We start from the raw sequence: 25,772 nt of genomic DNA, 5'->3' as shown, positions 1-25,772 counted from the left end.
CGGTTTAAAATTCATCTTCATTTAATATATCTTCTAAACTTATTTTTTCGTATTTTACAGGTTTAGATTTTTTTACTGATGAATTTTTCTTTTTAGTTATTTTATTTTCTATAACTGGTTCATCAAGTTCATCTAATAAAGTATGCTCTTTAGGCTGTTTGAAAATATCTGGTGCAACATCCTTTGATTTTAGATCATGATAATCATCAGTAGAAATTGGTGTGTCTAAATAAACATCATCAATAAATTGATTATCTGTCAACTTAGTAAATACAGTCGGTTTTTGTTCAAGGGAAGCATTGTGATAATCAGATGCTTTAAATGTAAAATTAGTTTGATCATTTAATGTTAAAGTTATTTGCTGTTGATTATTGATAACAACAGCTTTTTTGACATAAATGACTTTGCTTTTAGGATTTTTATACAATAACGTTCCCTTGGTTGCTCGATTACATGGTGTAATATCACCAATTTTGATTCGTTTTATGCCACCATTTTCACTAATCACCATTAATGAACAGCTTGTCATTGGATCAAAAATATTTAAACTTATTAATTCATCATTTTTTAAATTGATAGCTTTGATACCAGCAGCTTTTATTCCCACCACGGATACTTCCTGTTCTGAATATAGAGCTCCATAACCTGCTTTAGTAGTTAAAATAATACCTTGATTGTTATCTGTTAATTTAACATCGATTACTTTATCATCATTTTTAAGTCCCATACATTTAAGCGGTTTTGAAAAACGGGTAACTTTAAAATCTTTTAATAAAGTTCGTTTTATTTGACCATTTTTTGTAGCCAGCATTACATATAAAGGCAGATTAAAATCTTTTACTAAAATAGTTCCAATAATTTTTTCACTTGAACTAACTTTGATCAAATAACTAATATGTTTACCGGCATCTTTCCATTTAAACTCTTCAATTTTATGAACCGGAACAAATAAATAATTACCAGCGTCTGTAAATAACAATAAATGATCCAGCGTGTTAGCCTGATACATAGAGACAAGATAATCATTTTCTTTTTTACCAAAAGGCGTTGTTCCTCTAGCTTTGATTGAACGCTTACTGATTCGTTTGATATAACCGTCTCTAGTAATTGAAATATTAACGTCTTCAGATAAGATCATTGCCTTTTCATCAATTTTAATTTCTTGAATCTCATCACGGATCATTGATAATCTTGGCATAGGATACTTTTTCTTGATCGTTTTTAATTGATCAATAATTACTTTACGTAAAACATCATCGCTATCTAAAATATTATTTAAATAAGCAATTTTTTCATCTAATTCCTTATTTTCATTTTCCAATGTAACAATATCAGTATTAGTTAAACGATACAATTGTAACATTACGATTGCTTCAGCCTGCTTTTCACTAAAATCAAACTTAATGATCAAATTATTTTTAGCATCACCTTTATCTTTAGATTGTCTGATTGTCTTTACGACATCATCTAAAATAGATATTGCTTTAATTAAGCCGCTAACGATATGCTTTCGCGCCTTAGCTTTGTTTAAATCATAAATTGAACTTCTGGTAACAACATCAATTTGATGATCAATATATCCATCTAAAATATCCATAATTCCCATTAACACGGGCCGTTTATCCCTGATGGCTACCATATTATAATTATAATTCTTCTGTAGATCAGTATTTTTATATAAATAATTTAATGTATTTTGTACTGAAATATCTTTTTTTAGATCAATTACGATTCTAAGTCCATTACGATCAGATTCATCACGAACTTCAATAATACCATCAATACTGCGATTAAAACGAATTTCATCTATTTTTCTTACCAATTCAGCTTTATTCACTTCATAAGGGATTTCCGTAACCACGATCTTATTCATAGTTTTTTCTTCAAGTATTGTAGTTTTACTACGAACAATGACTTTTCCCCGACCGGTTTTAAAGGCATTTAAAATTCCTTGTTTACCCTCTACGATCGCTCCAGTAGGAAAATCGGGACCTTTAACAAATTCCATGATCTTCTCTAACGAACAGTTAGGATATTTAATGCGGTGAATCGTCGCCTCGATCACTTCTTCTAAATTATGCGGGGGAATATCAGTAGCATAACCGGCTGAAATCCCCGTCGCTCCATTTACCAGCAGGTTTGGATATGCTGCTGGTAAAACTGTTGGTTCGTATTCAGTGTCATCAAAGTTTAATGACATCAACACAGTTTCTTTATCTAAATCTTTTAATAATTCAGCAGCAATTGCTGAAAGCCTCGCTTCAGTATAACGCATCGCTGCAGCTGGGTCATTATCAATTGAACCATTGTTTCCCTGCATATCAACTAATGGTGCCCGCATTTTCCATTCTTGTGATAAACGAACCATCGCATCATAAACAGAAGTATCACCGTGAGGATGATAATTACCAATGACATTACCAACTGTCTTAGCTGATTTACGATATGGCTTGGTATATAGATTTCCTTCTTTGTACATCGAATAAAGAATTCTTCGCTGTACTGGTTTTAAACCATCACGAACATCAGGTAAGGCACGATCTTGAATGATATATTTTGAATATTTTCCAAAACGGTCGCCCATAATGGTTTCTAATGACATGACTATTTTTTTATCCATATCAAATTTCTCCTTAATCAATTGCAAAATTATCTTCTAATGTAAACTGAACATTTTGTTCGATCCATTCACGCCGTGGTTCAACCTTATCACCCATTAAAACGGAAACTCGTCGTTCTACAATTGCAGCATCATCGATGGATACTTGAATTAAAGTTCTTGTTTCTGGATTCATCGTTGTTTCCCATAACTGACTGGCATTCATTTCTCCTAAACCTTTATAACGCTGAACATTATATCCACGACCGATTTTTTTCTTAGCTTCTTCTAGTTCATCATCTTCCCAAGCATAGATAGCTTCCTCTTTTTTTCCGTTTTTCTTAGAAACTTTATATAATGGCGGTAAGGCGATGTATACTTTTCCAGCTGTAATTAAATCGCGCATATAGCGATAGAAAAAAGTTAATAAAAGAATTTGAATATGGGCTCCATCAGTATCAGCATCGGTCATGATAATGACTTTACTATAGTTACTGTCTTTTTCATTAAAATCGGGACCAACACCAGCGCCTATAGTATTAATGATAGTTGCAATTTCTTCATTTTTTAAAATTTCGCTCATCGCTGCTTTTTCTGTATTCACAACTTTTCCACGAAGTGGTAAAATGGCCTGATATTTACGATCACGTCCTTGTTTAGCACTTCCCCCAGCAGAATCTCCTTCGACCAAATAAAGTTCTTTTCTTTTTTTATCTTTTGACTGCGCCGGAGCCAATTTACCACTTAAAATTCTTTCTTGTTTTGCCCCTTTACCTTTTCGAGCTGCCTCGCGAGCTTTTCGAGCGGCATCGCGAACCTGGGCTGCTTTAATCATTTTTTTAGTTAGAACATCAGCTGTTTCTTTGTTTTCTTCTAAATAAAATGATAGTTTTTCATAAACGATATTATCAACGACATTTCGCGCTTCTGGTGTTCCTAATTTAGATTTTGTCTGCCCTTCAAACTGTAAAAAATGTTCAGGCACTTTGATTGAAATTATTGCCGATAATCCTTCACGAACATCATTACCTTCTAAATTTTTTTCCTTTTCTTTTAACAAACCGTATTTACGGGCATATTCATTAAAAGTTCGCGTTAAAGCAGCTTTGAATCCCGTTTCATGAGTTCCACCATCACCAGTTCTAACCAGGTTAACAAATGACAGTGTATTTTCTTGATAACCGCTTGTAAATTGTAAAGCCACATCTACTTCGATTTCATTTAAAGATCCTTCAATGTTAATGATGGGATTAAGAGTTTCTTTTTCATAATTTAAATATTCAACAAAAGCAGTCAAACCATTATCATATTGATAAGACACTTCTTTATTATTCCGTTCATCTTTTAAATCAATCTTGATTCCTTTTAATAGAAAGGCACTTTCCATCAATCTTTCACTGATCGTAGAATAATTATATTCGCACACAGAAAAAATATCCGGATCCGGTAAAAAATGAATCGTAGTCCCAGTTTTATTAGTTTTACCAATCACTTTTAACTTGCTGATCTTATTGCCACCGTCTTCAAATTTTTGATACCAGATTTTTCCATCACGATAAATCGTTACTTCTAACCATGATGATAAAGCGTTAACAACAGAGGCTCCGACACCATGCAAGCCCCCTGATGTTTTATATCCCCCATCTTCACTAAATTTCCCCCCAGCATGGAGAACTGTCAAAATAACTTCAGTCGCTGGTCTTCCTGAAGCATGCATCCCAGTTGGCATTCCTCGACCATGATCACTAACTTCAATACTATTATCACTATGGATCGTTACTTGAATGTTATCACCAAATCCGCTAAGAGCTTCATCGATAGCATTATCGACAATTTCCCAAACCAAATGATGTAAACCGCGACTATCAGTTGAACCGATGTACATCCCTGGTCTTTTTCTAACTGCTTCTAATCCTTCAAGAATTTGGATATTTGATTCATCATAATTACTTTTAGCTGTCATTAATCAATTGCCTCCTTTAATCACTTTTGTCATTATAACCAAATTATCTGTATTTTTCAAAGGTTATTGTATTTTTAACAAGTTATGAAAAAATAATCATTTAATATTCTATCACAATTCCCTTTAATTAGTTAAAGTTTTAGAATAAATGATTGCTTTTTTAAACTAATAATATATAATAAATGAAGGTGATAAATATGATTTCAGTAATTTTAATAATTCTCGCATATCTTTATGGGTCGATTCCATTTGCATTAGTAATTGGAAGACTTTTTTATAAAACAGATGTTAGAAACTACGGTTCTGGTAATTTAGGTGGCACAAATACTGGTCGAGTTTTAGGAAAAAAAGCGGGTTTTGCAGTAATTGTTCTCGATGCTTCAAAAGCTTTATTAGTGATGCTTTTGACTAAATATTTTTGCTCAGAATTTTCTCTAAATAAAGATTTATCTTATCTATGTGCTCTGTTTTGTGTTATTGGTCATTGTTATCCAATCTTCGCAAATTTCAAAGGGGGAAAAGCTGTATCGACAGCAATTGGATATTTTTTTGCTGTTAATCCTTTGGGAGCTGTTTTAGCCCTAGTAGTTTTCTTTATCGTTTTAAAAATCAGTAAATATGTATCGCTTTCATCAGTTTTAGCTTCTTCATCAGTTTTACTAGCAACTCCTTTTTTGGATATTTCGCTAACTGGTAAATTAGCTACTGCGGCAATTATTTTATTGTTGATTTACCGACATCGTGAGAATTTAAAAAGAGTTAAGCAAGGAACAGAAAGTAAAATAAGCTGGATGTAATAAAATCAGTCATTTTGACTGATTTTATTTATAACTAATAATTTCTTCATCTTCTAAATGACTAGCATCGCCAATATATTTGATCGTAAAATTTTTACCATCATAATCCACTTCACTAAGCGAACAACCACGCACGACATGCTGATTGATCTTAGTTAGATCACTGATTTTATAGTTAAGCATCAAGCCATGTAAAATAATAAATAACATTCCATGAATCGTAATAAAAATATTTTTATCATGATGTTTTTGATAGATATCAGCAATAAAATCTTTTAATCTTGATTGAACCTCAAGATATGATTCACCATTTGTTAATCTAATTTGATCATCAGGATGATTCCATAAATCATCATACTGCTTATCATTTACTAATTCTGCTATTTTTCTTCCTTCATAAATACCAAAATTCATCTCTTTTAAACGATCATCTAGAATAATATGATCAAATAAAATCTCACTTGTTTGTTTAGCACGATTGATCGGACTACTATAACAATAATCGATCGGTAATGTTTTGATACGTTCTTTTAATAGCAAGGCATCTTTGATGCCTTGTTTTGTTAAAGGTGAATCTTTCCAGCCCTGAAGTCTTTTTTCTTGATTCCACAATGTCTTTGAATGTCTAGTAATAAATAATTTCATAAAGTAAAAATAAGGGTCTTCCCCTTATTTATATTGTGCCATAATAGATGACATAATTTTTTTTATTTGTACTTCGCTAGGTTTGCGTCCCATTTCCATATACATTGCACGAATCATTTTTTCATTGATTGGTGGATTTTTTTGTAATTGTTTTTTAAACATATAACGAGCCCCAAAGAAACCAATAATAGCGCCGATAATTACCCCAATAATCATATTTAAGATCATGTTCATACCTCCAATTTTTTTACTTGCTCACTAATTATAACATAACTTTTTGAAATTTGATATAAAATCTCAAAGAATATATTGCTTTTTTTAGCTGCCTCAATAATTACATAATAATCAAAAACTTTACAAACTATTTTTTCTTTTGTCAACTGATTATCAATAATATGAATATTATTATCTCTTAAATAATCGTAACGTTCTTTTAAGCGATGTTCAATATAATCACTTACTCCCTCGTTATTACCAAAAAAGCATTCCATCTGCTTAGTTAAAAAAACATTTTTGGGTTCCAATTTAATAATTTTTTCTTTTATTTCCGGATATTGTTCAAAAAGTTCCCTTACATTAGGATTTAATCTATATATTTTATATGTATTCATTTCTATCACCGTAATAATCTTAGCAAGATCAAATGATAAAAATTGTCAAAAAATGTTTAAAAACAAAATATATTATTTTTTAATTTAATATTGAAAACAGTTTATCCAAAGAATCTAGTTTACAGCTTGAACAATAAAAAGAGTTGTATCAAAACAACTCTTTATAAGATTTCTTTAATATTTTTAATAACATTTTCCACTGTGAAACCATAGTTTTCAATTACTACATTAGCTGGTGCACTAGCTCCAAATTTACTTACTGACATTGTTTTACCATCTAATCCAACATATTTATGCCAGCCAAAATCACTAGCCATTTCGATTGCTAAACGAGCTCTTACATCATTAGGAAGAATCGATTCTTTATAAGCTTTATCTTGTTCTTCAAACAATTCCATCGATGGCATCGAAACTACCCGAACATCGATATTTTCTTCTAATAAAGCTGCTTTAGCTTTCATTGCTAGATTTACTTCACTACCAGTAGCGATAATTATTGCATCAAGATGATCGACTTCTTTACCAACGATATAAGCACCCCTGCTTACTCCTTCATATGAAGTATTTTCCATTGTCGTTACATTTTGTCTAGTTAGAATCAATGCTGTTGGTTTATTAGTAGATTCGATTGCTAATTTCCAAGCCGCTGCCGTTTCGATTGCATCTGCAGGTCTTAATACCCGAATGTTTGGTAAAGAACGAAGCATTACTAACTGTTCAATTGGCTGGTGTGTCGGTCCATCTTCTCCTACAGCAATTGAATCATGTGATAAAGGAATTATGATTGGCAATTCCATTAAACAAGACATTCTTAATGCTGCTTTAAAATAATCAGAGAAAACTAAGAAACCACCTGCTGATACTTTGATTCCTGTATGTAAGGTAATTCCATTCATCATGGCAACCATAGCAAATTCACGAATTCCAAAAACTAAATTACGCCCATCATAATTTTCAACGCTAAAAGCATTTTCATTAGCGATTTCCGTTTTTGTTGAACAAGCTAAATCAGCAGTTCCTGACATAAATGTAGGATTTTGTTTAGCTGCTTCCTGAATTAATTGTAATGAAGTATTTCTTGTTGCATCATTGAAACCAGGTTTGTAATTTTGGATGATTTCTTCAATATCTAAACTGTATTTTCCATCAATTGCATCTTTTAATTCTTGAGCTAATTCAGGAAATTCTTTTTCATAATTTTTAAATAAACGCTGCCATTTATTATAACGATTTTTACCACGTTTAATACAACTATTTGCAAAATCGTCATAAACTTCTTCAGGAACATAAAATTCCTCATGATCAAATCCATAAGATAATTTAGCATTTCTACCATCTTCTTTGCCTAAAGGACTACCATGTACCTTGTTTGTTCCCTGATTACTTGATCCATAACCAATAACAGTATTAACAATGATCAAAGTAGGTTTATACAATTCCTTTTTACCTTTACGGATTGCTTTTTGAATATCATTAATATTATTACCATCTTTAACATTGATTACCTGCCATCCAATTGCTTCATAACGTTTTTTTACATCTTCACTAAACGACATTGATAAAGGACCATCAAGAGTAACTTGATTAGCATCATATAAAACAATTAATTTTCCAAGTGAAAGATGTCCAGCAAGTGAAGCAGCTTCATAAGTTACCCCTTCTTGCATATCACCATCACCACATAATGCAAATGTATAATGATCAACAATATCATAACCATCACGATTATATTTAGCTGCTAAAAACTTTTCTGCTAAGGCCATTCCAGCAGCCATTGGAATTCCTTGTCCTAAAGGACCAGATGAAGCATCTACACCATCAGTAAGATTGCATTCAGGATGTCCTGGTGTTATTGAACCCCATTGTCTAAAGTTTTTTAAATCATCCATTGAGATCTGATATCCTGATAGATGTAACATTGTATATAACAATGCTGAAGCATGACCTGAAGCTAAAACAAATCGATCACGATTAAACCATTTTGCCTGCTTATGGTAAAAATTCATTTCTTTAGTAAATAACGTATACACAGCAGGTGCTGATCCTAAAACCATTCCAGGATGTCCTGAATTAGCTTTGTTGATAGCATCAATGCCTAAAGCACGAATTGCTGCAATTGATAAATTCGATGTTTCCATTTATTTCTAATTCTCCTTTTACACATAAAAAACTTATCTTTATTATACACAAAAATGTCTAAAATTGAATAAGTTTCTAAAAATATCTTTAATTTTTTAATTTTTCATCTTTTAATTTTTTTGGAGTTACATCATTTCCTTTTGTATCAACTACTTTGATTCCCGTCTTTAGCAGTTAGCACCATGTTTATTTGGGAATAATTAATCATGTATTTAAATTTAGTCCATTTTATGGGCTTTTTTTATTTGAAAATTATTTAAAAAATTTTTTGTTTGTGTTATAATAATGGTGTCATGGTGTATTGTTTGGAGGTGATATTTTGGCTTTCTTTTTAAAGGTTTCTAAACACCAATCTCGTACTTATCTTTCCATCTATGAAAGTTTCTACTCCCCTGATGTCAAAGGTACCAGACATCGCAGCTATCGTTCCTTAGGCAATATTCAAAAGCTCATTGACAGCGGCATCGATGACCCTATCTCCTACTATCAAAAGGAAGTTGATCGATTGAACGCACAGAGAAAAGCTGAATGTGCCAACAGAAAGATCAATCAAAGGTTGATTTCTGAAATCTCTCCTGAAAGATATCTGGGATATTTCCCCTTGGCTAACATAATGACTAATCTTGATGTCAGGGAACATTTTGATTATTTACAATCCAATAGACAATTTCATTTCAATGTCTTTGATGTCTTTTCATCTCTGGTATATGCTAGACTTGTCTCTCCACTGTCTAAACACAGAACATTTCATGATGTCCTCCCCTCTATGTTCAACAGCAGCCATGACAGCTACTATCAGATACTGGATGCAGTGGAATTCCTGGGGGAAGAATATCAAAAAATAGTAGAGATATTTACAGTGGCTACCAGCGAAAACTATGGCATCGATACAAAACATACCTACTTCGACTGCACTAACTTCTATTTTGAAATAGATAGGGAAAATTCATTTCAAAAAAAAGGACCCAGCAAAGAAAACCGAAAAGATCCCATAGTAGGACTGGGATTGCTGCTGGATGCCAATATGATACCTATTGGAATGGAGATGTATCCTGGAAATGAATCTGAACAGCCGGTATTCAGAAATGTAATCAAAAGTCTGAAGGATAGGAATAATATTAAGGGTAGAACTATCCGGATAGCCGATAAAGGATTAAACAGTGCCAGAAACATTATAACTGCAATCAACAACAGAGACGGATATATTTTTTCCAAATCAGTCAAGAAACTGGCTAAAGTCGAAAAAACATGGGTGTTACTGGATAACGATTATACAGAAGTAAAAGATGAAAAAAATAATATATTATTCAAATACAAGTCATGCATTGAAGAATACACCTATTCCTATACTGATGAAAACGGAAGGGAATATGTCAAAAAAGTCAGGGAAAAAAGAGTTGCTACTTTCAATCCTAAATTGTATAAAAAAAAGATATTTGAAATAAACCGCATGATAGAAAAAGCCAGGAAGCTGAAAGCAAGCCAGGCAAAGAAGGAAGAATATGGAGAAAGTTCAAAATATATTATTTTTCAGGGGAAAGATGGAAGCAAAGCAGAAGTGCAGTTGAATGAAAAGGCGATAGAGCAGGATAAAGCAGCTGCCGGGTATAATCTACTGGTGACATCAGAATATAAAATGGACGATTGTGAAATATATTATGCCTATCACAACCTGTGGAGGATAGAAGAATCATTCAGAATCATGAAAAGCGAACTGGATGCAAGACCGGTATATCTGCAAAAGGAAAACAGCATCAAAGGACATTTTCTGATATGTTATATAGCGGTACTGTTAATACGCATATTCCAGTTTAAGGTATTGGAAAACAAATACGCAACGAGTGAAATATGTGAATTCATTAAAACATTTAAAGTTATTCAGATAAATGAGCATAGATACATAAACATCACAAGATCCACGCGATTCATAGTAGAACTGGCCGGCATATTGAATCAACCAATTACAAATTATTATCTAACTGACAGACAAATAAAAATGATGCTGACGGGAGTGTAAAATAAAGTGTGTAAGTAAGTAATATGTGTTATATTACTGCTACACACTTTTCTTATTATCAAAATTAAAAATATGGAGGTTAATGAAATATGGCAAGAATAAAAAGAGATCCAAAAACAGTAGCTTTGGCTCAACAAATTATTGATACTTATAATCCACAATCAGCACAGGATATGGATGAAGCTTTAAAAGATATTTTTGGACCATTATTTGAATCAATGCTTCAGGGAGAAATGAACAACCATCTTGGTTATGCATCTAACAGTAAAGAAGAAAAAAAGACATTAAACAGAAGAAATGGTTATTCTCCTAAAAAAATAAAAACATCAAGAGGAGAATTAGATATTAATATACCTAGAGACAGGGAGGCATCTTTTGAACCGCAAATTATTCCTAAGAGAACGAGAGATGTTTCGGACATTGAAAATAAAGTCATCTCAATGTATGCAAAAGGAATGTCTCAAAGAGATATATCAACCACAATTGAAGATATCTATGGATTTTCGGTTTCTCATGAAATGATTTCCGATATAACCGATGCTATCATTCCTGAACTGGAAAACTGGCAAAACCGACCACTATCTCAATGTTATGCATTCTTGTTTGTTGACTGTTTATATGTGACAGTAAGAAATGATTATGAGGTAAAGGAATATGCTGTATATGCTGTTTTAGGCTATGACATCAATGGAAACAAGGAAATACTGGGGTTATGGTTAAACGAGACAGAAAGCAAGCATAAATGGATGCAGATTTTTGATGAAATCAAAGCGAGAGGTGTGGAAGATGTTTTCTTTATATCTATGGATGGTGTTAGTGGACTTGAAGATGGTGCGAAAGCAATATTTCCCAATGTTGTGGTACAAAGATGTATTGTCCACCTTATAAGGAATTCTATTAAATATGTCCCAAGCAAGGATTATAAGCGATTTACACAATCATTGAAAAAAGTTTATGGAGCTCCTAGTTTAAAGGCGGCCAAAAACGCATTTGAAACATTCAAGAATGAGTGGAAACAATATCCGGGAGCAGTTGATGTATGGGAAAGGAACATTCATCATGTAGAACAGCTGTTTGATTATGGATCAGCCATCAGAAAAGTTATGTATACAACCAATGCAATTGAAAGTGTCAATTCAAGTTTTAGAAAGGTCATAAAAAAAGGAGCATTTCCAAATGAGACAGCGGTATTAAAAGTGTTATATTTAAGAGTTCTTGAATTATCGAAAAAATGGTCAGGTGGGCGTGTATCAAATTGGGCAATGGTTATGAATCAATTAATGATGGATGATAGATTTTCAACAAGAATCCAAAAATATTTAGAAAAATAAAATGACCTATATATACTCGATATAAGTCATTTCTATAGTTCTTTGACAATTTAATAAAATTACTTACACAAATTTCTTGACATTCCCATGCTGACTCGATGATTTATACGAGTTAGCACCATTTTTTTCTATTCAACTGCCAAAGTCAGGTATTATACACAAAAATGTCTAAAATTGAATAAGTTTCTAAAAATATCTTTAATTTTTTAATTTTTCATCTTTTAATTTTTTTGGAGTTACATCATTTCCTTTTGTATCAACTACTTTGATTGTCATTAACTGCTGTTTAAAACCACTTCTAAAAGCTTTTAAATACTCCTGACGTAATTTTTCTTGTTCTTTCAACTCAGCTGGAGTGATACTGCCATCTTTTTTCTTTTTTGCCAGTTCATTAATTCTAGTAATTAATTTTTGATCTATACTACTCATTGCCTTTCTCCTTGTATAAAAAAAGGTAGAGAGTTTTAGATATTTCCCTGTTTTGTACAGGTGGGCACCTTTAAATACACTTTAGGATCCCTATTCTAAGATAGGTTTTCAACACCGCAATTTAAATCAGGCTCCCTTATCTATGATGTGGAAATTTATTTACTCTCTAACCAAAGTTATTATAACATAAGCATGACAAGTGTCAACTATTATTAATACCTGTTATTTAACATATTTTACTTTTTTTAACAATACATACACTAGTATATTCACTGTCAAAATATTTAAACATATCATAAATATCATCAAGAGTGATTTTAGCAATCTCATCGATTAAATCTAACGCAATTATTCCTTCAAAATAATAACGGCTAAATAAATTAGCAATGCTTTCAGGTCCATTGAATAAATTAATGAACAAACCAATATTTTTCTTTTTGATTCTTTCAAAATCATTTTTAGAAATTTCGATATTTTGGAAATTTTGAATCAAAGTAAGTATATGTTCCTTTAATGTCTCATAATCATCACAGTCACAACCTATTTGAATAAATGCATAATCACGTTCTTGGGTAAAATTAGCACTAAATGAATCATTGATAATTCCTTCATTTAACCAGTCATTATATAATTTAGCACTTTTTGAAAATAATAAATCGAATAAAAGATTGATTGCTAATTCTCGTCTGATTTTTAATTTAGGATCATTCAAGATTTCGTTTACTTTAATTGAAACGATTATTTTATTCATTTCAACATCCATCGTTAAAACATTTTCTTTGATCTTGATATTGCATGGCTCAATATTTTTTTGACAAACAATAGGTTTCGCTGGTGCAAAATTTTTCTTAGCCTGATTTTCTTTAATTACTGTCATCGCTTTATCAGCTTCAATATTACCAACGATAAAGATCATCATGTTACTTGGATGATAGAAAGTATTGTAACAGATTTCTAACATATCTTTAGTAGTATTATTAACGGTTTCTACTGTTCCAGCAATATCGACTGCAACGGGATGATTGTTGTAGAGATTTTGAATCGATCCGAAATAAACTCTCCAGTCAGGATCATCATCATACATTTTAATTTCTTGACCAATGATTCCTTTTTCTTTTTCAACACTTTCTGGTGTAATTTCTAATTTTTGAACAAAGTACAATAATAATTCAATACACGGATATTCATTAGCTGTGGTACTAAATAAATAAGCAGTTCGACTTGAAGAAGTAAAAGCATTAGTACTTGCTCCTAATTTAGCAAATTCATCAGAAGCATCACTACCATTCATATCAAACATCTTATGTTCAAGAAAGTGAGCGATCCCATCTTCAACTTTGATCATTTGTTCTTGACCGATTGGTACAAACCGCGTATCGATTGCCCCAAATCTAGTTGAAAATAAACCGTATGTTTTTTCAAAACCTGGTTTTGGCAGTAAATAAACTTCTAAGCCATTATCCATCTTTTCGTGATATAAGGTTTCTTTTAAAGTTTCAAAATATATTTTTTCCATTATTTATCACTCCCTGTAAGCAAGAAAATCGTATCTAAATGAACTTTTTTACTTGCAGCAATAATTTCTTCTTTAGTAACATTTAAAATATTTTCAAGATACTCATCATCTGTTTCTTGTTTGTTAGTTAAATCACGATTATAAGCTAAAGCAATTAAACTCATTGGTTCATCTTTTGTTTTTATAAGTGAACTTTTTAACATTAACTTAGCTAAAGCTATTTCATCGTCACTAAGATCACCATTTTGAATTTTAGCTAGTTCTTCAATAATTAACTGTTTAGCCTTTTCATAATTACTTCCCTCAATTCCGGCATTAACTGTCATGATGCCACTAAAAGCACCATAACTAGAGGAAACATAATAACAAAGACTATGCTTTTCTCTGACTACTTTAAATAATCTTGATTGCGAAAAGCCACCAAAAATAGCATTAAAAACCGTCATGGCATAAGTGCTTTCATCTAAAAAATTGCAATCTACTACAAAACCAAGATTTAATTTTGCCTGCGTTACATCCTGTCTTTCAATTACTTCAAGAACTTCTTTTTTTGTCGATTTAAAATTTGTTACTACTTCATTTAAATGTGGTGCAGGATCAAAACTTAAATTTTCTTTGCATATTTCAACAATACTTTCATCAACATCACCAACAACATATAAATGTTTTACATCATTTTTTATACAGTCTAATAAATACTGATACAATTCTTCATTAGAGATTTTATCAAGCTCTTCAATATAACCATTATTGCTGATTGATAAAAATCCCCCTTCACCCATATTTACAAATAACTGATTTAGACCATACATAAATTTATCATCATTTTGAACGATCAAACGCTCTTTAAGCTCTTTTTTCTTGATATTAAAAGTCTGCTCATCAAATTTACCATTCAAAACATTAGGATGATAAAGGACATCATTAAATAACTTAATTTGCTGTTTTAATAAATCTTCTTGATAAGGTAAAAAAGCCTCATTGATACAAACACTGGAAATATTTAATACTTGTGATAATCCTTTAGTCGCTAAATTAGTTCCAAAGTTCATCCCATAAAGATCTTCTAAATGGGTAGATAAAGCTTGTGTTGATGGATATTCTTCAGTTCCACCAGTTAACATAAATGCCAATAATGATCTTTTTGTGACATTTTCTTTAGTCAATTTATTTTCTAATTTTAAAGACATCGTTATATTCTTAAATTTCTTTGTCGGAATTACATGCAATGTATATCCTGATAACTGATAACTTTTTTTCATATGACACTCCTTCTTTAAATCTAATGTCTATATTATACACTAAAAATTGAAAAATAAAATTAAAACCATATTTTCTTGATAAAATACTACTCATAATTATTTTCCAAGATCAAAAAAGATGTCTGCTTAGACATCTTCTTCTTGATAACCACGAATATATACTTCACGAGGTTTTGAGCCGATTTGAGGCCCAATTACACCATCAGCTTCTAATTGATCAATGATTCGAGCTGCTTTATTATAACCAATTCTAAATTGTCTTTGCAGCAATGAAGTACTAGCCTTTTGAACACTGATAACAAAACTGCGACACATTTCGTATTCTTCATCTTCCTCTTCTTCTTTTGAAGCTGCACTCATCGAAGTGGTGTTCAACTTAACATTAATATATTTTTCATCATAATTAGCTTCCTGCTGGCTGGCTGTATGATGAGTTATCGCATTAACTTCTTCATCAGATACAAACGCACCTTGAACCCGAACTGGTGAACTTGAACCCATTGGAGAAAAGAGCATATCGCCTTTACCAAGCAGTTTTTCAGCCCCTGAGGTATCTAAAATAGTTCGTGAATCGATTCCTGATGATACTGCAAAAGCAATTCTTGAAGGAATATTGGCTTTAATAACCCCCGTAATGATATCAGTTGAAGGTCTTTGGGTAGCTACGATCAAATGAATTCCCGCAGCTCTAGCCATTTGGGCTATTCGCATGATACAGTCTTCAACTTGTTTACTGGCAACCATCATTAAATCAGCTACCTCATCTAAAATGATGACATGAAATGGTAAAAATTCTAACTGTTCATCTAAAGCTAAAGTCTCATTCTTTTTATGGATATAGCTGTTATAGCCTTCAATATTTCTAACATTAGCTTCAGCAAACAAATCATAACGTCGTTCCATTTCTACAACTACTTCTTGTAAAACCGCAGCTGCTTTTTTAGGATCGGTCACGACCGGAGCTAATAGATGCGGAATCCCATTATAATTAGCTAATTCTACTTTTTTAGGATCGACCAAAATAAATTTAACTTCATCGGGTCTGGCCCGCATTAAAATACTGCAAATAATTGTATTGATACAAACAGATTTACCACTTCCGGTTGCTCCAGCAATCAGTAAATGCGGCATTTTATTTAATTGAGCATAAATCGTTTTTCCACTAACGTCTTTTCCTAAAGGAACCAAAAGCTTATTTGCCTGTAGTTCTTTAGGAATATCTTTAATAACCTCTTTAAAAGTAACTGTAGTTGCAACGCTGTTAGGAATTTCCACCCCAACTGCTGGTTTACCGGGAATTGGAGCTTCTATACGAATATCTTTTGCTGCTAAAGCTAATTTTATATCATCTTGTAACTGAATGATTTTATTGACTCTGATTCCCGTTTCGAGCTTTAATTCGTATTTAGTAACAGATGGCCCGATAAAAATATCGCTAATGGAAGCATTAACACCAAATTCATGAAGAACATTAGTCAAGGCTTCGGCTTTTTTTAAAGCATTATCTTTATTATCACCGGATTTTTTGGAAGTTGGATTTTTTAATAGTGATAATGCTGGTAGACGATAATTTTTATTGATTTTCTGCTTTGTTTTTAAACTGTCATTATCATGTATCTTAGGTTCTTTTTCTTTGATTTCTAAAGTCATTGATTTTTCATCAAATTCCATAGCTGAAGGAATGCTGTCATCTTCTTCTAGATGAGCTGTATGGATCCGTGCTGATGTTTTCTTCTCTGGTTTTTTGTCATCTATTTCAAATATGTCATCGGGAAAAAAGGCAATATCTCTTTTTTTAGTAAAGAAATCAATAAATTTGCTTTGGGTTTTTTCTTTGTTTTTCTTCTTTTTAGAAGTTGTTTGTTTCTTTTTTCGCTGTTCAAAATAAAATTTACTTCCCAATAATGCCAAAGAAATCACTAAGACAAAGCCAGAGGCGATGATTGCTCCTGTTTTATCAAACAAAGCACTTAATAATCCGTATAATAAGGCTCCGATAAAACCACCACGGTTACATGGGGCTTGTTGAATATATTGGTCAATAACTTTCATTCCAGTCATATTATTATCACTAAGTGAAGACATAAATGTTAAAACTGCTCCCGATAACAAGTAGAAACCAATGGCGTTAGGACCATTAAAACGAGGTAATTTCGCGTGATAAATTACATATATACTAACTAGAATCAATGCCACATAACCAATTCCTACAAAATTACCTAATATGTATGTACATAAAAAATTTAGCTGCACTCCTATTAACCCTAGCTTTAACGTTGCAACGATCGTTAAAAACAATCCTACAGCAGCAATGATTCTAACTTTTAAATCTTCACTAAGTTGTTCTTGTTTAGATTTTTTTGAACGACTTGTTTTAGCCATGACTCACACTCCCTACTCTAACTCAACCATTATAACATAACCATCTGTTTTAGCCAAAGAAAAAAGCAAGTTAGACTTGCTTAAATTTCGATAATAATTGGTAAAACAACTGGTTTTTTACCGGTTTCTTTAACAATAAATTTATTAGACTTTTCTTTGATTTCCTGACGGACTTCGATTGCTTCTAAATTAGGATCATTTTTCATTTGTTCAACACATTTTTCAGCAATATCTGCAATTCCTTTAATAATATGCTCAGAATCTCTCAAATAGACAAATCCCCGTGACTGGACATCAGTATTAGCGATAATTTCACGACTATTACTATCAATAGTTACACCAATAATAACTACACCATCATTTGAAAGCTGAATTCGATCATCAATAACTTTATCACCAACATCACCAACACCGATTCCATCGATCATTACATCCTCGACTTCAATTGTATCACGATAATCTTCTAATTTTCCATTTTTGAAACTCAAGAATTCACCGTTATCGATCAACGGAATATTTTTCGCATCAATTCCCATACTCTTAGCTACTTCCATATTAGAAATGAAATGCTGATATTCACCTTTAATTGGAACAAAATAAGTAGGATCGAAAATTTGAATAATTACTTTAATATCTTCTTGAGAAGCATGCATTGAAAATAACTCTTTATTTTTTAAAACATGAATTTTAGAATCTGTTTTATACAATTCATTGATTGCTTTATTGGCAATCTTTTCAGTTCCTGGAATTACTGGAGATGCTACGATAAAAGTATCATTTTCATTAAGTTTTAAATACTCATCACCACCATCAATGATATCACTAATATCATGATATATACGCTGCGGCTTACCACTTAGCAAAATTACTAAATTATCATCAATGCCTTTTTTACCAATATCAGTAGAAAATCCAATTATCTCTTTAGGTACTTTGATTACAGCTTTTTTCAAATGCTGCCCGATCCTTACGATACTGTTTGTACTATCGTACTTATCACGACCATAAAAAACGATCTTACGTTTATATTTTTTTGTTAATTCAACGATTTCTTTTGTTCTAAAAATGTTTTGAGCATAGGATGAAATAATGATCCGTCCTTCGCTATCTTCAAAGATATTATCAATTTTTTCAGTTAATTTATGTTTTGGAGAAGTATAGCCAGTATTTTTAGAATATGATGATTCACACAACAATACTAAAACACCTTTTTTGCCAATTTCCATCATTTTTTGAATATCACATCTAAAACCTTCTGGAGCACCAAAATCAATGATAAACTCACCACTATAGACGATATAACCATCTCTTGTCCACAATGCGACACCAACACTTCCAGGAATAGAATGAGTAACAGGGAAAAATTCTACTGGTACTCCTGCAATATTAATTGAATCATTACGTTTAACTTTTATAAGCTGATAATTAAGTTTTAAATTATTATGTTTTTTATGACGTTTCATCATTTGATCAATCAAATCAGCAGTTAAAGTTGGTGCATATACAGGAACATTGACACTCTCTAATAAATATGGTAACGCCGCCATTACATCATCATGTCCATGAGTAACAATGATTGCTACGATTCGTTCTTCATTTTCTTTTAAATAATCAAAACTAGGAATGATGATATCTACTCCTAATTTATTGATTTCTGGAAACCTAAAGCCAGCATCTAAAATAAAAATTTTGTCTTTTATTTCAATACAGTACATACTTTTACCCATTTCAGCTTGTCCGCCAAGAGGTAAAATCTTTACAATATCTTTTCTCATTTTTTCCTCCTTTATTATTTTATTATTTCAAGCATGTGTAAAAAACAATCTCTAATATATTACCACAACATAATGCACTTGGCTAATACTTTCTAAAAATATTGTAACAAAATTTAAAGAAAAAGAAAAATAAAATTACTGACTCTTTTCAATACTTTTAATAAAATTATACCCATTAAATTTATTTATACTAAAAAATAGCGATATTTTTCTCTCATGCATATAATGATTTAAAAATAGCAAAGGAAATAGAAGATAAACAAATATAAAGAAATATTTTATAAAAAATTACTTTTTCTATTTTATCTATCATATAATCAAAGCCATTATACTTATAAATAACAAATTAAATCCGCCATTTTTAACAATTGACGAAGATAACTGGCTTTGCTATTCTATAAATAGAAAAAAGTGGGAAAAGAACATGAAAATATATCTGAGGAATATGATTCAGATTATAAAGGAGAAGCAAAAAATGGGATTTCGATATAGAAAAATTATCAACTTAGGTGGTTGTTTTAAAATCAACTTAAATAAATCAGGAATTGGCTATAGTTGGAATATAAATGATCATCGCTTTACCAAAATTGCAACAGATACATCATATGTTTATGAAGCAGACAAAAATAATATAAATAATTCAAGGTATGATACTACACCTGATTCACAACAACCTTTACCATCAATTGATAACAATCATTATGATACACGAAATATCGTAAATGTTGTTGCATCTGAAATAGTTTCTGAGGAATTAAGAACTATGTGTAAATTTGCCAGCAAAGCATTGAGATTAAACAAGCTGGCTAATATTGGCTTTTGGATCTCTTTGATTTTAAGTTTTGGTTTTCCAATTTTATTTTTATTTTCAATATTTTTCTTAATTCTTAAAATTTTTGTTAAAATCAAAGGTACCATTAATTTAGAGTACAATATTGACACTGATCAGCAATCTTTAGTTGATGAAAGAATTAAACCTATGATTAAGATTACTGAGTCTGCAAAAGTTTGGAGAATTATGCAGACAAGTAAAGTTATTAATAAAAAATATACTTCTGGTGCAAGCAATACCGTTAATCGAACAACTTGCAAAGCCAGCACGAAAGCACCTTTTCCATTTAAAACGAATCTGCAAATCGCATCATTCAAAGCAGGAAAAGAAACGTTATTATTTTTACCTGATAAATTATTTTTAATTCAAGGCAACAAAATCGATGTATTAAACTATTCTGATATTGCTTTTTCAACTTATACAACACGTTTTATTGAAAGTAATGGAATACCAAAAGATTCCCAAGTCGTTGCTCAAACTTGGAAATATGTAAACAAATCAGGTGAACCTGATAGAAGATTCAAAAACAACAGGCAGTTACCGATTTGTTTGTATGGAGAACTTAAATTAACTTCTATATCAGGATTAAATACCATCTTTATGTATTCAAATCCTAATCTTTAATAATTTATTGAAATTTGATAACATAATTAATTTGGATCAAGAATTCGCAAAACCCTGATCTTAAGCCGTTTCTTTGTAATATTACTAGAAATTATTGGAACTTATATAAGATCTTTCATCTATTATAATTAAAAAATGTTAGAACGATGTACATCAATACCTCCCTCCAACATTTTATTTTTATGATTTCAAATTAATAAAACTACACTTTTAATCACTTAAAACAATTAAATCATGCAATAAATTAAGATCTTGTTTTTGCATCTTGACCTTAACATAATAACTATCTACTTCTTTAGTAGAAGTAAGCGCAAATTTTTCTAAAAAGTTTCGATAAATATCATCATTTTCTAATTCACAACCAACAAAATGAACTTTTGTATAAGCGTCGATTTTTGTATATCTGCTCGTCAATTTATGAAGATCTTCTTCTAAAATAAGATAATCATTTTCATATTTATCATACAAATAATTAAAATCTTTTTTGCTGATTTCTTCATCAAAACGAATCAGCCAATAATTAAAATCAATTGACATCGTTTTTATTTTAGTATCATCATGATTAATTAAAGTACCAATATTCCCATTATAAATAGAACGTAAATTAATTTTGAAGCCATCTTTTTTATACCCCTCTAAAAGAGCTTTATAGCAGATTATCCGAGCTTTATGTTTCGCTAGATCCAATGCCTGGCGATACCCTACATGTTTAATTAAACGAGCTCCATTGATATATTTAGGATCTCCTGTATATATACCGCAAACATCGCTATATATATAAACTTCATCTAAATTCATTCTTCGCGCAATATAAACAGCACTATAATCACTGTCGCCTTTTTCTAAAATACGAACATTTTTAAATTTATCTACTCCTTGAAACCCGGGAATTATGACAACATCATATTTTTCTAAATATTCCGTTACTTTTTTCTTATTAAAATCAACAAAACGATGCCCTTTAACTTTTAAACCAGCTTGTAAAGATGAAAGTGAAATAGCTTTTATATCTTGTTTCTTTAATTCACTTGATAAAACAACGCTGCTGATCGTTTCGCCACAACTGACGATCCGACTATATTCATCAAAAGATAATTGCCAGGAAACTAACTCTTTTAAAGTATCTGTAGCATAAGGATCGGGATAGCGCCCCATCGCACTTACAACTATTACTAATTTATGATCTAAATGTTTTTTTATTATTTCAATTACTGAATCAATTGTTTTTTTATCACGTAAAGATGTACCCCCAAATTTTAGGACTCTATACATCTTTATTACCTTCAAATACAGGTTGTACTTGTTTATTATTCAATGCATTGATCAAAGTCTGGAGTACTAAATTTTCGTCAAATAACATACTATTTGGTTTTTTTATACAATCATCTTGATACATTGGAACTAAATAAAAATGTTTAGTATTTAAAATCTGCATAATATTTTTTCCTGAATTACTTAGAGCATCATTTGTTGCAATTGCTAAAACAACATTATGTTCATTACGTAAAGTTGATTTACAAGCCATCGTTACCGCATTATCATTGATTCCATAAACAAGCTTTGCTAATGTATTGCCGCTACAAGGCATGACCAGCATCAAGTCTAAAGGAATTTTAGGACCAAAAATTTCCGCATTTACTACATCCGTAATAACTTTACGTTTTGCTATTTTTTCAATCTTTGCAATCAGTTCATCAGCTTCACCAAAACGAGTATCACAAGTTAATATTTTTTCACTGACAAATACATATAGATCACAGTCTTGTTTTGCTAATTCATCTAAAACGGTTATTGTTTTTTTTAAAGAACAAAAAGAACCAGTAATTCCAACCCCAATTTTTTTATTTTTTAACATTACGATCAACCGCCCTTTTAATTGCTTTAAATAAAACTAAAGCACTGCTATGATATGCATATTTGGTTGGTAATTGTTTCAACAAATGATAATTAGTATCACGTTTATCACTTTGTAATCCATACGGCTTTGAAGCAACATCATAAATTTGGCACATATCGTCTTTCGTCTTTAACATTTCTTCAGTAATTACATTACATGGAATAGTATTGATAATAAAATCATATCCATCTAATGTAAGCTCATTTAAACGTATATAACGATATCCCTTAGTAATTACTTCATCATGATGGTGATCACTGCGATTAGAAATCGTGATCTTAGCATTAAATCGTTCTAATTTATTAGCTAGATCTTTGCCACAATGACCATAACCTAATATTAAGATATTTGAATTTGAAAGACTAATATTATTATCAATGATCATATAAGCAATTAATGCTTCATCACTAATATAAGTATTTTCGTTAATAAATTCTTCATCATGATATAAATAATCATACTTAAAACCTTTTAGTTTACTTAAATAACATAATCGCTGATTTTTTAACAATGTCAAAACAACGGCATCACAAGCAAAATCTACTTGTTCAAAACTTTTACCATCTTTTCCCAAAAATACGATTTGACAAGATGATATATAATTTTTATCATTTTCTATTTGATAACCAGCTTTAGCCATCAGCTTAGCTAAATATTTACACCGATTATCAGTTCCATTAATATAGATTAACATATTCCACCTCTATTATAAAATATGAAAATAATTCAAGTTTGTTACAGGGTTGATGAATTTCTTCAACCCTGTAGATCAATTCCCATCTCTTCACTAATTAGTCCAAGAATAACTTCAATCCGCTCTTGAAGTAAATCAACAGCTCGATCAAGAATTATTTTTTCATCTACATTACGATCATAATCTTGAATTTCAAAAACACATTTAACGACAAAAAGCTGTTCTTTTTTCTCACCTACCTTGATTTGATAATTAAGGCTTAGATTTCCTCTTTGACTATGGCTATAGCCTATTTCAATATGAGCCTTAATATCTTTAGATACTCGAGCCTTTTTGTCATTAACAACATTTCCATGAATACTTCTTAATTCAATTTTCATTTAAAATTCCTCCTCATTATTCTTTACTTCAAAAAAAAGGATTTTTCTTTTATTATTTACATTTTTTTTCGATTTTATTAAAATAACCTCAATGGAGGTCAAAAATGTACTATCTAATGCTTATTTACACGTTTTTACTATCATTAAAAACTTCCTGGACATATAATAATTTTACTTACTTGTCATATCAAAAGGATCTGCGAATTCATTATCTACTTTGGATCATGATCATTTCTTGTTTTTTACTATACAAAATAAATAAATTATTTAAAAAAATTACTTATTTATCCCCTTTAAACAAAACATTGATAATATTTAGTTTTTTATCAGTAATAATTGGTTCTTTTTTGCCTTATCATCCTGATAATGAAAATATTATTTCAATGTTACATATTATTCTGTCATCTTTTGGGGCTTTATTACTATTAGTAATACTTCAATTATTAATTAATCGAATCATGCTAATAGATTCTGAATTTTATCAAAAAACAAATATTTTATTTCATCGCTCATTGTTGATATTAAGTATGTTTATTATTATGTTTGGCACGATTAATAGCATTATAGAATTATTTCTTATTTTTACTGTGTTGATATTATTAAACATGGTTGAAAAACATTTTTTATAAACTGAAGGAGGCTTTATGAAAACAACAAAAGTTACTGTACTTGACTATGATATTAATTGGAAAAATGATTTTTTGAAAATAAAAAATGAACTTGACCAAGCTTTAAAAAACTTAGCTTTATCAATAGAACATGTTGGTAGTACAGCTGTTGAAGGATTAGCGGCAAAGCCAATTATCGATATTGATATCGTGATTGCCTCAACATCTGATTTAAATAAAGTAATCGAAAAATTAAATCAGATTGGCTATATACATGAAGGCAACTTAGGAATTTCAGACAGAGAAGCTTTTAAATATACAGGAAAAGAACATTTACAAACGCATCATTTATATGTATGTCCTAAAAATTCAAAGGAGCTGCAAAGACATATCACTTTTAGAGATTATTTAAAAAGCCACCCTGAGGCTATCAAACTTTATAGTCAGGTAAAAAAAGAGGGCGCAAGATTATTTCCTGATAATATTGAAAAATATTTAGAATATAAATCAGATTGCATATCTGAGTTATATAAAAAATGTGGTCTTATAAAATAAAGACAGTGATTTTTAATGAAAAAGGAGACTAATAAAAATGGATTTAAAAAAATTTAAATGGACACGAAAACCAGAAAGTTACAAAATATATGATGATCGAATTGAAATTGTTACAAAACCATATACTGATCTATGGCAAAGAACATATTATCATTTTCAAAATGACAATGCGCCCGTTTTACAAATAGAAACAGAAGAGAAATATTTTAGTTTTATTGTAAAAACAGATTTTAAAGAAAGTCATCATCAGTTTGATCAATGTGGCATTGTCATGTATTTAGATAGTGAAAACTGGTTAAAGGGTTCTATAGAATATGAAAATGATGACTATCAGCATTTAGGCAGTGTTGTAACAAATCACGGTTACTCAGATTGGGCTACTACAGCAATCGATGCTTCGATCAAATCGATGTGGTATCGTTTAAGCAGAAGAGAAGATGATTATTGTATCGAATGCTCTTATGATGGAGTTACTTTCACCCAAATGAGAATCTGTCACATGTTCAAAGGCGCTAATAAAATTGCTTTTGGTATTTATGCCTGTTCTCCTGAAAATTCTTCGTTTAAAGCCGTATTTTCACAAATGCAAATTACAGAATGTCAGTGGTCTGCCCATACAGGGCAGCAGCCTGATTAAAGCAGTTATTGTGGATTTTCGAAAAAATATTTCTTATTTTCAAATAAAAAAGATTTCAAGATCTGAAATCTTTTTTTAA

General features: G+C 30.9%; 22 protein-coding genes. 6 read left to right on the top strand and 16 right to left on the bottom strand.

Features of this window, described 5'->3' with window-relative positions:
- Positions 1 to 4 precede the first annotated feature (4 nt).
- Both parC and parE read right to left on the bottom strand, forming a co-directional pair.
- Positions 5 to 2,620, bottom strand: coding sequence for a DNA topoisomerase IV subunit A (parC, locus tag OC535_RS04960; RefSeq protein WP_024720531.1), 2,616 nt, complete (start codon positions 2,618 to 2,620; stop codon positions 5 to 7).
- Positions 2,621 to 2,633: 13 nt separating this feature from the next.
- Positions 2,634 to 4,562: a DNA topoisomerase IV subunit B gene (gene parE / locus OC535_RS04955; RefSeq protein ID WP_498823312.1), complete on the bottom strand. Its 1,929-nt coding sequence runs from the start codon at positions 4,560 to 4,562 to the stop codon at positions 2,634 to 2,636.
- A gap of 197 nt (positions 4,563 to 4,759) precedes the next feature.
- Here parE and plsY point away from each other — a divergent pair, with 197 nt between their 5' ends.
- On the top strand, positions 4,760 to 5,359 hold the full coding sequence (plsY, locus tag OC535_RS04950; protein ID WP_264467706.1) for a glycerol-3-phosphate 1-O-acyltransferase PlsY: 600 nt from the start codon (positions 4,760 to 4,762) through the stop codon (positions 5,357 to 5,359).
- A gap of 24 nt (positions 5,360 to 5,383) precedes the next feature.
- Here the strand turns inward: plsY and OC535_RS04945 are convergent, their stop codons facing one another.
- The 5 genes from OC535_RS04945 to OC535_RS04925 form a co-directional block, all read right to left on the bottom strand.
- Positions 5,384 to 6,004: a histidine phosphatase family protein gene (locus tag OC535_RS04945; protein ID WP_024720528.1), complete on the bottom strand. Its 621-nt coding sequence runs from the start codon at positions 6,002 to 6,004 to the stop codon at positions 5,384 to 5,386.
- Between the two features lie 24 nt (positions 6,005 to 6,028).
- Positions 6,029 to 6,232 (bottom strand): YneF family protein, encoded by a 204-nt coding sequence (locus OC535_RS04940; protein WP_187116129.1) that lies wholly within the window; start codon positions 6,230 to 6,232, stop codon positions 6,029 to 6,031.
- A 2-nt stretch (positions 6,233 to 6,234) separates the two neighbouring features.
- Positions 6,235 to 6,615: a sporulation inhibitor of replication protein SirA gene (locus tag OC535_RS04935; protein WP_027088701.1), complete on the bottom strand. Its 381-nt coding sequence runs from the start codon at positions 6,613 to 6,615 to the stop codon at positions 6,235 to 6,237.
- A gap of 161 nt (positions 6,616 to 6,776) precedes the next feature.
- On the bottom strand, positions 6,777 to 8,753 hold the full coding sequence (gene tkt, locus OC535_RS04930) for a transketolase (RefSeq protein WP_024720525.1): 1,977 nt from the start codon (positions 8,751 to 8,753) through the stop codon (positions 6,777 to 6,779).
- An 88-nt stretch (positions 8,754 to 8,841) separates the two neighbouring features.
- Positions 8,842 to 8,928 (bottom strand): DUF896 domain-containing protein, encoded by an 87-nt coding sequence (locus OC535_RS04925; protein ID WP_498823383.1) that lies wholly within the window; start codon positions 8,926 to 8,928, stop codon positions 8,842 to 8,844.
- Positions 8,929 to 9,055: 127 nt separating this feature from the next.
- Here OC535_RS04925 and OC535_RS04920 point away from each other — a divergent pair, with 127 nt between their 5' ends.
- The gene (locus OC535_RS04920; RefSeq protein WP_498823311.1) at positions 9,056 to 10,771 is read left to right on the top strand and encodes an IS1634 family transposase; all 1,716 of its coding nucleotides are present in this window, start codon (positions 9,056 to 9,058) and stop codon (positions 10,769 to 10,771) included.
- An 89-nt stretch (positions 10,772 to 10,860) separates the two neighbouring features.
- Positions 10,861 to 12,102: an IS256 family transposase gene (locus tag OC535_RS04915; protein ID WP_498822983.1), complete on the top strand. Its 1,242-nt coding sequence runs from the start codon at positions 10,861 to 10,863 to the stop codon at positions 12,100 to 12,102.
- A gap of 198 nt (positions 12,103 to 12,300) precedes the next feature.
- On the opposite strand, the gene OC535_RS04910 is transcribed toward OC535_RS04915, so the two are convergent.
- The 5 genes from OC535_RS04910 to OC535_RS04890 form a co-directional block, all read right to left on the bottom strand.
- Complete coding sequence (locus OC535_RS04910) at positions 12,301 to 12,531, bottom strand: DUF896 domain-containing protein (RefSeq protein ID WP_264467705.1); 231 nt, start codon at positions 12,529 to 12,531, stop codon at positions 12,301 to 12,303.
- Positions 12,532 to 12,757: 226 nt separating this feature from the next.
- Positions 12,758 to 14,047, bottom strand: coding sequence for an EF-P 5-aminopentanol modification-associated protein YfmH (gene yfmH, locus OC535_RS04905; RefSeq protein ID WP_498823310.1), 1,290 nt, complete (start codon positions 14,045 to 14,047; stop codon positions 12,758 to 12,760).
- Positions 14,047 to 15,309, bottom strand: coding sequence for an EF-P 5-aminopentanol modification-associated protein YfmF (gene yfmF / locus OC535_RS04900; RefSeq protein ID WP_498823309.1), 1,263 nt, complete (start codon positions 15,307 to 15,309; stop codon positions 14,047 to 14,049). Before yfmF ends, yfmH begins: the two co-directional genes overlap by 1 nt.
- A 126-nt stretch (positions 15,310 to 15,435) precedes the next feature.
- Positions 15,436 to 17,691 (bottom strand): DNA translocase FtsK, encoded by a 2,256-nt coding sequence (locus tag OC535_RS04895; protein ID WP_498823308.1) that lies wholly within the window; start codon positions 17,689 to 17,691, stop codon positions 15,436 to 15,438.
- An 80-nt stretch (positions 17,692 to 17,771) separates the two neighbouring features.
- On the bottom strand, positions 17,772 to 19,466 hold the full coding sequence (locus OC535_RS04890; RefSeq protein WP_498823307.1) for a ribonuclease J: 1,695 nt from the start codon (positions 19,464 to 19,466) through the stop codon (positions 17,772 to 17,774).
- A gap of 475 nt (positions 19,467 to 19,941) precedes the next feature.
- Here OC535_RS04890 and OC535_RS04885 point away from each other — a divergent pair, with 475 nt between their 5' ends.
- Complete coding sequence (locus OC535_RS04885; RefSeq protein WP_024720520.1) at positions 19,942 to 20,922, top strand: DUF4236 domain-containing protein; 981 nt, start codon at positions 19,942 to 19,944, stop codon at positions 20,920 to 20,922.
- A gap of 210 nt (positions 20,923 to 21,132) precedes the next feature.
- On the opposite strand, the gene OC535_RS04880 is transcribed toward OC535_RS04885, so the two are convergent.
- The 4 genes from OC535_RS04880 to OC535_RS04865 all read right to left on the bottom strand — a co-directional run bounded on the left by OC535_RS04880 (position 21,133) and on the right by OC535_RS04865 (position 23,893).
- Positions 21,133 to 22,194, bottom strand: a complete 1,062-nt coding sequence (locus OC535_RS04880) for an amino acid kinase family protein (protein WP_024720519.1) — start codon at positions 22,192 to 22,194, stop codon at positions 21,133 to 21,135.
- A complete protein-coding gene (locus OC535_RS04875; RefSeq protein ID WP_024720518.1) occupies positions 22,187 to 22,777 on the bottom strand; it encodes a dipicolinate synthase subunit B in 591 nt (196 codons plus the stop codon). Before OC535_RS04875 ends, OC535_RS04880 begins: the two co-directional genes overlap by 8 nt.
- Positions 22,764 to 23,513, bottom strand: a complete 750-nt coding sequence (locus OC535_RS04870) for an NAD(P)-dependent oxidoreductase (protein WP_227052361.1) — start codon at positions 23,511 to 23,513, stop codon at positions 22,764 to 22,766. Before OC535_RS04870 ends, OC535_RS04875 begins: the two co-directional genes overlap by 14 nt.
- Before the next feature lie 62 nt (positions 23,514 to 23,575).
- The gene (locus OC535_RS04865; protein ID WP_227052360.1) at positions 23,576 to 23,893 is read right to left on the bottom strand and encodes a hypothetical protein; all 318 of its coding nucleotides are present in this window, start codon (positions 23,891 to 23,893) and stop codon (positions 23,576 to 23,578) included.
- 644 nt (positions 23,894 to 24,537) lie between these two features.
- Here OC535_RS04865 and OC535_RS04860 point away from each other — a divergent pair.
- A complete protein-coding gene (locus OC535_RS04860; RefSeq protein WP_227052358.1) occupies positions 24,538 to 25,056 on the top strand; it encodes a GrpB family protein in 519 nt (172 codons plus the stop codon).
- Between the two features lie 37 nt (positions 25,057 to 25,093).
- Complete coding sequence (locus OC535_RS04855) at positions 25,094 to 25,693, top strand: DUF1349 domain-containing protein (protein WP_498823306.1); 600 nt, start codon at positions 25,094 to 25,096, stop codon at positions 25,691 to 25,693.
- The last annotated feature ends 79 nt before the right edge of the window (positions 25,694 to 25,772 follow it).

Origin of the sequence: Clostridium sp. Marseille-Q5894, assembly GCF_946902305.1 — a bacterium.
GTDB lineage: Bacteria > Bacillota_I > Bacilli_A > Erysipelotrichales > Coprobacillaceae > Thomasclavelia.
This window is presented reverse-complemented; position numbering and strand designations above follow the sequence as displayed.